At 57.9% G+C, this 12041-nt stretch carries 10 protein-coding genes; 2 read left to right on the plus strand and 8 right to left on the minus strand.

The window, feature by feature from the left end; translation table 11 throughout:
• Positions 1-24 precede the first annotated feature (24 nt).
• From ASQ50_RS04115 to ASQ50_RS04125, 3 genes are read right to left on the minus strand one after another with little or no spacing between them, the layout of a single operon-like run.
• On the minus strand, positions 25-1776 hold the full coding sequence (locus ASQ50_RS04115; RefSeq protein ID WP_058092384.1) for a sugar phosphorylase: 1752 nt from the start codon (positions 1774-1776) through the stop codon (positions 25-27).
• On the minus strand, positions 1773-2996 hold the full coding sequence (locus tag ASQ50_RS04120; RefSeq protein ID WP_058092385.1) for a hypothetical protein: 1224 nt from the start codon (positions 2994-2996) through the stop codon (positions 1773-1775). Before ASQ50_RS04120 ends, ASQ50_RS04115 begins: the two co-directional genes overlap by 4 nt.
• 13 nt (positions 2997-3009) lie before the next feature.
• The gene (locus tag ASQ50_RS04125; RefSeq protein WP_058092386.1) at positions 3010-3813 is read right to left on the minus strand and encodes an HAD-IIB family hydrolase; all 804 of its coding nucleotides are present in this window, start codon (positions 3811-3813) and stop codon (positions 3010-3012) included.
• A 108-nt stretch (positions 3814-3921) separates the two neighbouring features.
• Between ASQ50_RS04125 and ASQ50_RS04130 the strand changes: the two genes are divergently transcribed.
• Entirely contained in the window at positions 3922-5376 is a 1455-nt protein-coding gene (locus tag ASQ50_RS04130) for a protein adenylyltransferase SelO (protein WP_058092387.1), read from the plus strand.
• 60 nt (positions 5377-5436) lie between these two features.
• Here the strand turns inward: ASQ50_RS04130 and ASQ50_RS04135 are convergent, their stop codons facing one another.
• Both ASQ50_RS04135 and ASQ50_RS04140 read right to left on the minus strand, forming a co-directional pair.
• The gene (locus ASQ50_RS04135) at positions 5437-6765 is read right to left on the minus strand and encodes an AmpG family muropeptide MFS transporter (protein WP_197492720.1); all 1329 of its coding nucleotides are present in this window, start codon (positions 6763-6765) and stop codon (positions 5437-5439) included.
• A gap of 111 nt (positions 6766-6876) precedes the next feature.
• The gene (locus tag ASQ50_RS04140) at positions 6877-7359 is read right to left on the minus strand and encodes a YajQ family cyclic di-GMP-binding protein (RefSeq protein WP_058092389.1); all 483 of its coding nucleotides are present in this window, start codon (positions 7357-7359) and stop codon (positions 6877-6879) included.
• 137 nt (positions 7360-7496) lie between these two features.
• On the opposite strand from ASQ50_RS04140, the gene ASQ50_RS04145 reads away from it, so the two are divergent.
• On the plus strand, positions 7497-8468 hold the full coding sequence (locus ASQ50_RS04145; RefSeq protein WP_058092390.1) for a response regulator: 972 nt from the start codon (positions 7497-7499) through the stop codon (positions 8466-8468).
• A gap of 394 nt (positions 8469-8862) precedes the next feature.
• Here the strand turns inward: ASQ50_RS04145 and ASQ50_RS04150 are convergent, their stop codons facing one another.
• The 3 genes from ASQ50_RS04150 to fliS all read right to left on the minus strand — a co-directional run bounded on the left by ASQ50_RS04150 (position 8863) and on the right by fliS (position 12033).
• Positions 8863-9903 carry an AraC family transcriptional regulator gene (locus ASQ50_RS04150; RefSeq protein WP_058092391.1) on the minus strand — a complete coding sequence of 347 codons (1041 nt, stop codon included), beginning with the start codon at positions 9901-9903 and terminating at the stop codon, positions 8863-8865.
• Positions 9904-10283: 380 nt separating this feature from the next.
• Positions 10284-11495, minus strand: coding sequence for an argininosuccinate synthase (locus ASQ50_RS04155; RefSeq protein ID WP_058092392.1), 1212 nt, complete (start codon positions 11493-11495; stop codon positions 10284-10286).
• Positions 11496-11628: 133 nt separating this feature from the next.
• Positions 11629-12033 (minus strand): flagellar export chaperone FliS, encoded by a 405-nt coding sequence (gene fliS, locus ASQ50_RS04160; RefSeq protein ID WP_058092393.1) that lies wholly within the window; start codon positions 12031-12033, stop codon positions 11629-11631.
• Positions 12034-12041: the final 8 nt, after the last annotated feature.

The raw sequence follows: 12041 nt of genomic DNA on the forward strand, positions 1-12041 counted from the left end.
CAGACCCCAAGACATTTCACCCCATCAAATGTTCTGGGGTCTGACCCCAACTTGGTTAGAGAGCCAGACACTTTGGTAGGGTTTGAGGGTGAGCACCCCGCTCTGGTCGTCGATGGCCATACCGGAAAGCAGATCGGTCCACTGGTCGGTGCCAATGAGGTTGATGTCGGTGAGGGCCACTTGCTGCACTTCGTCGCTTATGTTGTGGATGCAGAAGATGGATTGTTCCCGGCGCATGCTCTGGCGCCAGAAGCCGAACAGCTGCAGGCCCAGGTGCAGGGTGAACTGGGTGGCGTTGGGGTGGAAGGCGGGTTGGGCGCGGCGGATGGCGATCAGGCGCTTGAGTTCGGTGAAAGCTTTGCTGTGGTGGCTGAGTGGGTCCGCCAGGGCGGCTTCCACGGCATCCAGCTGCCACTGGCCGCGATTAATAGAGCGGAAGCGGCCGGTGTGTTCTACCCGGGCATGGTCGTTTTCGGTGGCCAGCAGGCTGTGAATATAGAACGCAGGAATACCTTCCAGCGCCAGCATAATGGTGTGGGCGCAAAGGAATCGCTGTAACTGCCAGTGGTCTGCGCCACCCTCGGCGGTGCCTTTGAGGGCATCCCACAAGGCAATGTTCATTTCGTAGGGCTGGTCCCGGCCGTCGGCAGTGCGCCGGTAGGATACCTTGCCGCCGAAAGATTCCATGGTATTGATCAGCCGCTGCTTCTCGTCCTCGTCCAACAGGCCGTCGGTGGGCCGTAGGCCAACGCCATCATGGGAAGCAATGAAGTTCAGGTAGGTGGTGCCCATCTGCGCCGGCGGCATGCTCATCAGCCAGGTTTTCAGGTGTCGGCAATTGCCGGTGACCAGGGTATTGATCAGCAGTGGCGGTAACGAGAAGTTGTAGATTGCATGGGCTTCGTTGGCGTTGCCGAAATAAGTCAGGTTCTCCCGGTTGGGCACGTTGGTTTCGGTGATCACCACCGCATCCGGCGTGTGGTGCTCAATCAGCAGGCGCAGAATCTTAATCAGTTCGTGGGTCTGCTGCAGGTGAATGCAGGGCGTGCCCGGTTCTTTCCACAAGAACGCCACCGCATCCAGCCGGAAGATCCTGACCCCACGTTCCAGGTAATAGTGGATAATCCGGGCAAATTCGATCAGCACTTCCGGGTTGGCGAAATTCAGGTCCACCTGGTCTTCGCTGAAGGTACACCACACATGGCGTTCGCCGTCGTCGGTCTGCACCGGGGTCAGCAGTGGTGACGTCCGGGGCCGCACCACCATGCTTAAATCGTCTTTCGGGTTGCCCTCAAAGAAGTAATCCTTGCCCGGCCCCACGCGCTTGCGAAAATTCTCGAACCAGCGGCTGCGGGCCGACATATGGTTGATCACCAGGTCTGCCATCAGCTTATAGTCCCCGGCGATGGCTTCGATGTCGTTCCAGCCACCGTGGGACTCGTTCACCGCCAGGTAATCCATCACCGAAAAACCGTCGTCCGAGCTGTACGGAAAAAATGGCAGGATATGCACGGCGCTGATGACATCCCGCAGGCTGTCATCCAGAAACCGTTTCAGAGTCACCAATGGCTTCTCATCTGGCTGCTGAACGGTATCGGCATAGGTGATCAGCACGACGTCCGATGGGTCCCAATGGTTCTGGTGCGCCGGCGGCGCCTCGGCATCGGGCACCAGTGCCATGGCATCCATTAATTGCTCTGCCACAAAGGCACAGTCCACCGCCGGGTAGACCACTTCCAGCATGGCCACCAGTTTGCTGCCCAGAGTCTGGTTCATGGCCGGAACTCCTGGTTATCCAGTTCCACCGCTTCCAGCAACTGCTCCCGGATATCCGGAATGGCGCTGGTTACCCGGTTCCAGCTCGGGATGAACGGCGTGTCCATGGGGTTGTCGAGGAAATAGGCGCCGGCGCGCATCACGTTCTGGGCGAACAGCTCCACCGCTTTCTCTTCCTTGTGGCGATCGAAACTCAAACCATTGATGATGGCATCGTTCTGATAGGTTTCCACAAAATCCAGGGCAATACGGAAGTAGCTGGCCTTGATGGTGCGGAACTTTTCGTTAGAGAAAATCTCACCGTTGGTGGCCAACTTACGGAACAGCGCCTTGGAGATATCCACGCTCATCTTGGACAAGCCACGGCTGGCGTCTTCCGGTGACAGGTCCTGATGCTTGTGGTCATAGACATCCGCCACATCCACCTGGCACAGGCGATTGGTGGCGTAGTTGCGTTTCATTTCAGACAAGACACCAATTTCCAGGCCCCAGTCACTGGGAATGCGCAGGTCGTTGATGACATCGGTGCGGAAGGAGAACTCACCCGCCAGCGGGTAGCGGTAGCTGTCCAGATAATCCAGAAAATCGTTCGGCCCACACACTTTTTTAAGTGCGCGAATCAGCGGCGTGACCAGCAGGCGGCTGACCCGGCCATTCATGCTGCCGTCCGCCACCCGGGCATAATAGCCTTTGCAGAACATGTAGTTGAAACCAGGGTTGGCCACAGGGTAGATCAGGCGCGCGAGCAAATCCCGGGAATAGGTCAGGATGTCGCAATCGTGCAGCGCCACGGATTTACTCACGCCCGAGGCCAGTACATAGCCAAAGCAATACCACACGTTGCGGCCCTTCCCCATCTCCGTCGGTGCCAGGCCCTGTTCCCGCAGCTTCATATCAAGGGCACGCAGCCGGGGGCCGTCGTTCCAGAGCACCTTGAACGGCTGCGGCAGCTCGGAAAAATACTCCAGAGCACGGCGGTACTGGGGTTCATCAGCGCGGTCCAAACCGATCACAATCTCGTCCAGGTAGGGAACCTTGGTCAGCTCCTGGACGATGTTTTTAAGCGCGGCCCCCTCCAGCTCCGAGTACAGAGACGGTAACACCAGAGACATAGGCCGGGCTTTACGAAAGCTCATCAGGTCCGCTTCAACATCTTCCACGGGGCGGCGCACAAGGTTGTGCAGGGTGGTGATAATGCCATTCTGGTAAAAGTCGCCCATGGCGGCTCCTCCTTTACTGGTAGCCGTACTCAAAGAGCAAATTGAGCACGCATTCATTCCAACCCTCCGGGCCGGGCTTGAGGGAGCGCATGGCGTGCCGGGACGACGGCAACTGAACCTGGTCACTGTTCACCCCGCGAATCACCACCGGTACGTCGGCGGCCTCCAGCATGCTCTGGTCGTTGGGGCTATCGCCCAGAGCGATGCTCACAATGGGTGCTTCGCCATAGTGCTCCTGATAACGCTTCAGCAAGAACCGGGCCCCCTCCGCCTTATCAAAGGTGCCCATGGCATGCCAGAAGCGCCCGCCCTGCACCAACTTCAGGCCCGCCAGCTCAAGCGCCGCGCGGAATTGCGCCAGCTCTTCCTCCGTGCCATCCCACACCAGAGGCACCGTTGCCAAACGCTGTTTCGCCCGGGCCGCCTCCGTTACTGTCAACCGGGTGAGCGCCGCCACCTGCTCCGCAGACAGGTCATCAAAGCTCCGAAACCGTGCACCGCTTTTCCTTTGCACCAAAAGAGTGCGAACAACCTCCTGATAAGACCGGCCAACATGAACCACTTCTTCCTCCGCATTGCCCAGGCAGCCAGCAGGAATCACCACCGCCGCGCCGTTCTCCGCAATAAACGGCCCCCGCAGCCCCATCATGCTTTGCAACTCACTGATCTCCGCCGCCGTTTTGCTGGAATTGAAAATCAACGGAATGCCATTGGCCCCCAACCGCGCCATCGCCGGCTTCGCCGCCCGCCAGCTATAGCTGTCGTGATCCAGCAAGGTGCCGTCCAGATCCGTAAAAACAATCAACCGTGGTTGCATTTCCCCACCCCGCTCTGCAATGTAACTGGGGTCAGACCCCAAGACATTTGATGCGGTGAAATGTTCTGGGGTCTGACCCCAAATTAGATTCAAGAAGCAGGCCAGACTATGAACACGAATGCTTTCAAGGTGGAACACCGTTATCTGGAATTGCCGGACAGCTTTTATACGCCGGTGAAGCCGACGCCTTTGTCGCAGCCGGCGATGGTGTGCTTTAACCACAAATTGGCAGAACAGATGGGGTTTCATGTTCAGGATGAGGCCGAGTGGGCCGGTGTGGGTGCCGGGGCGGAATTGCTAGAGGGTATGGACCCAGTGGCGATGAAGTACACCGGGCACCAGTTTGGCGTGTACAACCCGGAACTGGGCGATGGCCGGGGCTTGTTACTGTGGGAAACCGTGGCGCCAGACGGCACCCGCTGGGACTGGCACCTGAAAGGGGCAGGCACCACGCCCTACTCCCGCTTTGGCGATGGCCGGGCAGTGCTGCGCTCCACTATTCGCGAATACCTGTGCTCGGAAGCCATGCACGGTCTTGGCATTCCGACCACCCGCGCCCTGTTTATGATCAGCGCGAAAGACCCGGTGCGCCGGGAATCCATCGAAACCGCCGCCGCGCTGATGCGAGTGGCGCAAAGTCATATCCGTTTCGGCCACTTCGAATTCGCCGCCCACCATGAAGGCCCCGAGGCACTGAAAACCCTGCTGGAACACGTGATCACCCTGCACTTCCCGCACCTGATCAGCTTACCGGAAGAACAGCGCTATCAACGCTGGTTTGAAGAGGTGGTCGAGCGCACCGCCCGGCTGATCGCAGACTGGCAGGCGGTTGGCTTCTGCCACGGCGTGATGAACAGCGACAACATGTCCATCATCGGCGACACCTTTGACTACGGCCCCTACGCCTTCCTGGACGATTTCGACGCCGGCTTCATCTGCAACCACACCGACGAGGGCGGCCGTTACGCCTACAACCGGCAGCCCCAGACAGGCTTTGTGAATTGCCAGTACCTGGCTAACGCCCTGCTGCCAATCATGGATGAGGACCACGTGCGCCGCGGCCTGCGCCGGTACGAAACCACCTACAACGAACATTTCAAAAACAACATGAGGGCGAAACTGGGGCTGGAGGAAACCGACGACTCAGACATGAGCCTGATCATGGACACCTTCAGCATGCTGCATGAACACCGGGTGGACTACACACGCTTTTTCCGGGGCATCTCCAACCTGCACCGCCACGGCAACGCCCCGGTGCGGGATCTGTTTGCAGACAGAAGCGTGGCCGACGAATGGCTCGAACGTTACGAGGCCCGCCTGCAAACCGAAACCCGCGCCCACGACGAACGGGAATACGCCATGCGCCAGGTGAACCCCAAATACATCCTGCGCAACTACCTGGCCCAGCAAGTCATCATGGAAGCCCAGAACGGCGACTACGCGCCCCTGAAAGAGCTGTTAAAGGTGCTCGAGAACCCCTTCGCCGACCAACCCGAATTCGAACACTACGCCGCCCTGCCCCCAGACTGGGGCAAACACCTCAACATCAGCTGCTCCTCCTGAAGTTGGGGTCAGACCCCAGAACATTTGACGGGGTGAAATGTCTTGGGGTCTGACCCCAAATTATTTTATGAGGGCATCCTCGGTGTCTTTTACGGGAGCCAGGGCGTCGAGCCTTGCGCCGTGGCGCATCATGTAGATAACCAGCAACACAGCTGGTATGCCCATGATGGCAGAAATTGTAAAGAACTCGGCGTAGCCGAAACTGGCCACGACAATACCGGAGAAACCGCCAAGGAACTTGCCGGGCAAGGTCATCAGAGAGCTGAAAAGCGCGTACTGGGTCGCCGTGAAGGACGCGCTTGTCATGCTGGATAACCAGGCGATCAGGGCGACATTAGCCATGCCACCACTGAGGTTATCGGCACTCACCACCACCGCCAGGGTCATCATGTTAGGCGGGTAATTGGCCAACCATACAAACAGCAGGTTGGTGGCGGCCGTCAGAATAGCGCCCGCCAGCAGGATATTGCGCACGCCATAACGAACCACCAGCACGCCGCCAACCAACGACCCCATGATGGTCATGAAGAAACCGAAGATCTTGGTGACATCGGCCACCTGGGTTTTGCTGAAGCCCATGAAATCCAGGTAAAACGGGTTGGCCATAACCCCCATAGCAATGTCGGAAATTCGGTACACCGCCACCAGTAGAAGAATGGCAATCGCCATTTCTTTGTAACGACGGAAAAAGTCCAGAAACGGCCCGGCAATAGCGGCATAAAACCAGCCCGCCGCCCGGGCAATGGCGGGGGGAAGGTGACCGCGCTTGCCGGCCTCTTCCTCGATCTTGTGTGCGATGTCCTGGGCAGCCGCATAGTGATTGACCCTTGGCTCCCGCACGATCAGTACCGTGGCGGCACCCACACCCACCAACGCGGCCATCACCTGATAAGATACCTCCCATGACCAGTACTCTGCGAGATACAGCGCCCCGGCCCCTGCCACCAGAAGCGCCAATCGATAGCCAAAGATATACGTTGCCGCCAGCGCTGCCTGCAATCGCTCCTCGGCGATCTCAATGCGGTAGGCGTCAATCGCGACATCCTGAGTGGCAGAGGAAAACGCCACCAGCAAGCCAAACAGAGCCAGAGTTTGTGGCGCCGCCACCGGGTCTACATTGGCCATCAGGTACAACCCGGTGGCAATACCGGCCTGGGCCAGCAAAATCCAGCTTCGGCGTTTGCCAAGCAGCCTATCCAGTACCGGCAGCTTCAGGCGGTCCACGATCGGAGCCCAGAACACCTTGATGGAATAGGTAATCCCAAGCCAGCTGAAAAACCCGATGGTGGCGGTTTGCACCCCCACATCCGCCAGCCGGGCATTAAGTGTTGAGAACACCAACAAAAACGGCAAGCCGGCGGAAAAGCCCAGGAACAGCATCGCCAGCACTTGCCAACGGGTGTAGACGTAGAGCGTGTCTAGAATCAGGGTAAGCAGGTTGCGGATGATAAGCTAAACTCCTTGGTGCAACAGTCGGGGCCTACCCCCGGGCCTGAGTGATCAATCGCGAAAGTTGTTAAACTGCAGCGGAATATCCAGCTCCGCCTCGCGCAGCATGGCAATGGCTTCTTGCAGGTCGTCCCGCTTCTTGCCGGTTACCCGCACCTTGTCGCCTTGAATGCTGGCCTGAACCTTCATTTTCTGGTCTTTGATCATTTTCACGATCTTCTTGGCCATATCGGTTTCGATACCCTGCTTCAGGGAAAAATGCTGTTTCACCAGCTTGCCGGCCTTGCTCTCACCGTCTTCCGCCAGGGCGCGGGCGTCAATGTTGCGTTTGGCGAAGGCCATGCGCAGAAGATCAATCAGTTGCTCCAGCTGGAATTCCTGCTCGGCGCTGACGGTAATGCGCTTGTCTTCCAGCTCGATATCCGCCTGCACGTTTTTGAAGTCCCAGCGGTTACCCAGATCACGCTTGGCCTGATCCACCGCGTTGGTGACTTCGTGCATTTCAATTTCTGAAACAATGTCAAAAGAAGGCATGGTCGTTATTCTCCAAAGGGCACACGGGGGTATACTGTGGCGACATTAAAAATACCGGATGTTCCGAAACCGCCAAAGCATACCAAGAGCCGCGGCGAACCGCATCTGACAATGGACTGGTAAGAAGTAGACAAACGATGCCAAACCTGGACCTACCCATACTCGTAGTAGACGACGCAAAATTCAGCAGTATGGTGGTCGGCCGCACCCTGCGAAATGCCGGTTACCGCGATATACGCATTGCCAACAACGCGCCAGACGCCCTGAAGCTGATGGAACAGCGCCAGGTCAGCGTGTTGATTGCCGATTGGCTGATGCCTGAAATGGACGGGCTACAACTGACTGACCACGTGCGCCAGCAGGATGAGCAGGACAACCACTACACCTACGTGATCCTGCTTACTGCGCGCGAAAGCGTGGAAGCACTGTCGGAAGCTTTCGACCGGGGCGTGGATGATTTTATCTACAAGTCAGACATGACCAAGCAGCTGATCCCCCGAATCTTTGCCGCCGACCGAATGGCCGACCGCCAGAACACCTTGCTGCGGGCCAACGCACTGCTGGTCGAAAACAACCGGGAGCTGGAATCGACCAACATCATCGACCTGGAAACCGGCCTGTGCAACAGCAAGTATGCCCGCCAGCGCCTGCAGAAAACCCTGCGCCATGCGGAATCCCGAGGCGGTTCCACCTCCTACGTGATGTGCGGCATTCGTAACTGGCAAGACCTGAAACGCAAGCACCCACCCAGCGTGATGAGCGAATTGGCCACCGGCATCGCCCGCCGCCTGAGCACCCTGATTCGCCCCATCGACGCCCTGTGCCGTGTTGGCGACAACCAGTTTGCCATCGTCTCCTACTTCCCGAACAGCGACCATTGCTCCACCACCGCGTTCCGGCGAATTTTTGATGGTATCAACCACAAGGCCCTGAAAACCACCGCAGGCTTTATCTCGGTGGAAGCCGGCATGGTGCTGTGCCGCGCCGACGCCCAGGACGGCACACCCTCGGTGCAGGATATGGAACGGGCCGCGGTACAAGGCCTGGTAGACGCCTACGAAACCCGCCGCTTTACCGAAACCAAACCCGAGATACGGGAAGGTGTGTAGCCCTCACAAACGGTAACAACGGGACACAGATCACAAACAGACAGGAAGGGCACGAGGGCTTATTCTGAAACCGTGGAATCAAGCAGTATCCGCCCATGGCGGAGGAGCCGAGTAGTAACTCCGCCGTATTATGGGGCCTGACTCCACAGGATTAACGAATTTTTCAGGCACTTTCGTTCTTTCCAAATTTCTTAAGCCAGCTCTCGTAAGCTGGCTTTTTTATTGGTTTTCCGGGTCTGTCCCCGAACGGGGACTGACCCACCTTTGCCCGTCCTTGCCACTTAACTCGAACCCATGGGGCCAAGATGGGTCAGTCCCCATGCGGGGACAGACCCTTAGGGACAGCCCTTGGGAGTCCCTAATCCAACCACGAGTGGGATTGTGTAAAAGTGGGTCAGACCCCTTTGGGGTCAGACCCTGTAAGACCCCTTCGATAATCCCCAGGCGTCTTCCCAGCAGCCGCCTTAAACTTCCGGTGAAAAGACGTGGTCTCGCTATACCCCAACCTCAGCGCGATGTCGGGAATGCTCATATCGGTATTCCGCAAATAGTCCTCCGCCATCTGCTGGCGCACGTCATCCAGTAGCTTCTGGTAGGAAACGCCTTCCTGGCTCAGTTTGCGCTGCAGGGTGCGGCTGGTCATGCCCAGGTCTTCGGCGATCATGTCTTGCCGGGTCACGCCGCTGGCCAGTTGTTTCTGGATGCCTTGCTTCACTCTGGAGGTCAGGTCGGTATCGGTATCCAGCAGGGCCAGCTGGGACAGCGCATGGGCTTCAAGGGTCTTGCGCAGCAACGGGTCTGGTTGGCGGAGGCGGGTGGCCAGTAGATCCTGAGGCATGGTCACCACATTCTCCGGCGCTTCGAACTCAACGGGGCAGCCCCAGCGCTCCTGATAAGCGCTCTCATAGTCAGGGCCTGGCGAGGAGCGTTTCAGGGCAACCCGGATTGGAGAAGCGTTATCGTTATCTGCCAGCCAGCGAGCATAGTTAATCCAGGAGGAAAAAACGTTATCCACCACCTGGGGCCACACCACCGGGTCGGTAAAGTTGCAGGTCCACACCAACGACACTTCATTCCCCTTCATCCGAAGGCCGGTCGTGCCCATGTCCCCTACCAGTTTTTCATAGGGCGCAATGCGGGTAACCGCCTCCCCCAGCGTGGCACAGCTCATGGTGATATAGCCAAGCACACTGTAGGAACCGGGCTGAACGAAATCACCGGTTTCCAGGCCAAGGATGGGATTGCCGGATGCTTCGGCCAACAGGTGAATAAACGTCTGCAACTGCTCGCCCTTCAGGCGGCCGTCATCGGTATCAAGGATATTCGGTTCAAGGCCGGCTTTGCTGAACAGCTCTGAGGTGCTGATGCCCTTGGCATCGGCATAGCGAACGTATTGACGCAGGGCGGCTACAGAGGCGGTTCCAAGAGGGGTCATGACGACTGCTTTGGTTGTTGATTTTATGCAGCGAGTATAACCGAAAATGGGTAGGGCTGGGGTGTTATGGGGTTTGTCCTCAGGGTCTGTCCCCGCATGGGGACTGACCCATTTTGGAACCAATGGGTTCGAGTTTCGGGGCAAGGACGGGCAAAGGTGGGTCAGTCCCCCAAGGGTCTGCCCCCGCATGGGGACTGACCCATTTTGGAACCAATGGGTTCGAGTTTCGGGGCAAGGACGGGCAAAGGTGGGTCAGTCCCCCAAGGGTCTGTCCCCGCATGGGGACTGACCCATTTTGGAACCAATGGGTTCGAGTTTCGGGGCAAGGACGGGCAAAAGTGGGTCAGTCCCCGTTCGGGGACAGACCCTTGGGACAGAGCTTACAGCTTCCGGCCTTTCCCAGCCGCAATGCGCAACCGCAGCGCGTTCAGCTTGATGAAGCCTTCGGCGTCTTTCTGATCATACGCACCCTGGTCTTCCTCAAAGGTGGCAATCTTTTCGTCGAACAGGGAGTCGTCAGACTTCCGGCCGACTACGTCCACGTTGCCCTTGTACAGCTTCAGGCGAACGGTGCCGTTCACGTAGGTTTGGGTCTGGTCGATCAGGGCCTGCAGGGCTTCGCGCTCCGGGGACCACCAGTAGCCGTTGTAGATCACCTCAGCGTAGCGGGGCATCAGGCTGTCTTTCAGATGCGCCACCTCGCGGTCCAGGGTGATGGACTCAATGGCGCGGTGGGCGCGCAGCATGATGGTGCCGCCCGGGGTTTCATAGCAGCCACGGGACTTCATGCCCACGTAGCGGTTCTCTACGATGTCCAGGCGACCAATACCGTTGGCACCGGCTACCTTGTTCAGGGTTTCCAGCACCTCATGGGGCTTCATGTCCTGGCCATCGACGGCAACAATGTCGCCCTTCTTGTAGGTCAGCTCCACGTACGTGGGCTTGTCTGGCGCAGCTTCCGGAGACACGCTCCAACGCCACATATCTTCCTCGGGTTCCGCCCAGGGGTCTTCCAGGTTGATGCCTTCGTAGGAGATGTGCAGCAGGTTGGCGTCCATGGAGTACGGGCTCTTGCCCTTCTTCATTTCCACCGGGATGTTGCGCTCTTCACAGTACTTGAGCAGCTTCTCGCGGGAGTTCAGGTCCCACTCACGCCAGGGAGCGATCACCTTCACGCCCGGCTTCAGCGCGTAGGCACCCAGCTCGAAACGCACCTGGTCGTTACCTTTACCGGTAGCACCGTGGGAAATCGCATCGGCGCCGGTTTCATTGGCAATATCGATCAAACGCTTGGCAATCAGCGGGCGGGCGATGGAGGTACCCAGCAGGTACTCGCCTTCGTAGATGGTATTGGCGCGGAACATCGGGAACACGTAATCGCGCACAAACTCCTCGCGCAGGTCCTCGATGTAGATTTCCTTAACCCCCAGCGCTTCGGCTTTCGCACGCGCCGGCTCCACTTCCTCGCCCTGGCCAATATCGGCGGTAAAAGTTACCACCTCACAGTTATAGGTATCCTGCAACCACCGAACAATAACGGAAGTATCAAGACCACCGGAATAGGCCAGCACCACCTTTTTAATATCAGACATGCCCTTGCTCCAGACTGAACAGAATGGATGTGTTGAAAAGAAGGGCAACATTGTACGGGATGGCGGGGGGAATGGCTATAAAGCCCCTACCCTGCCAAAGGATAGGGGCGCCATGGGAGGTAATTGTGCGAAGTTAGCCAGCGGCTTGGGATTGCTGGCCGACAACTTCTTCGCGAATACCATCCCAGCCGTCCTTCACAGAACGCAACAGGTTCAGCACTTCATCCAGCTTGGCAATGTCATTCTTGGCGCTGGCTTCCAGTAGAGTGCGCTCCATGTAGTCGTAAAGCCCTTCCAGCCGCGCTGCCAAATCACCACCTTTCTCAAAATCCAGGAACGCGCGCAGACCGCCGATGATTTCAATAGCCTTATTGAGCAACTGGCCCTTGGCCGCATAATCCTTGGCCTGGATCTTAGACTTGGCCATATTGATGCGCTCAATCGCCCCGTTATACAGCAGCTGAATCAGCTTGTGCGGGTCTGCATCGGTGATGCTGGTTTGGGTATTAACGCGCTGATACGCCTGTAAACCGTTCATATATAACC

Source organism: Marinobacter sp. LQ44, assembly GCF_001447155.2.
GTDB lineage: Bacteria > Pseudomonadota > Gammaproteobacteria > Pseudomonadales > Oleiphilaceae > Marinobacter.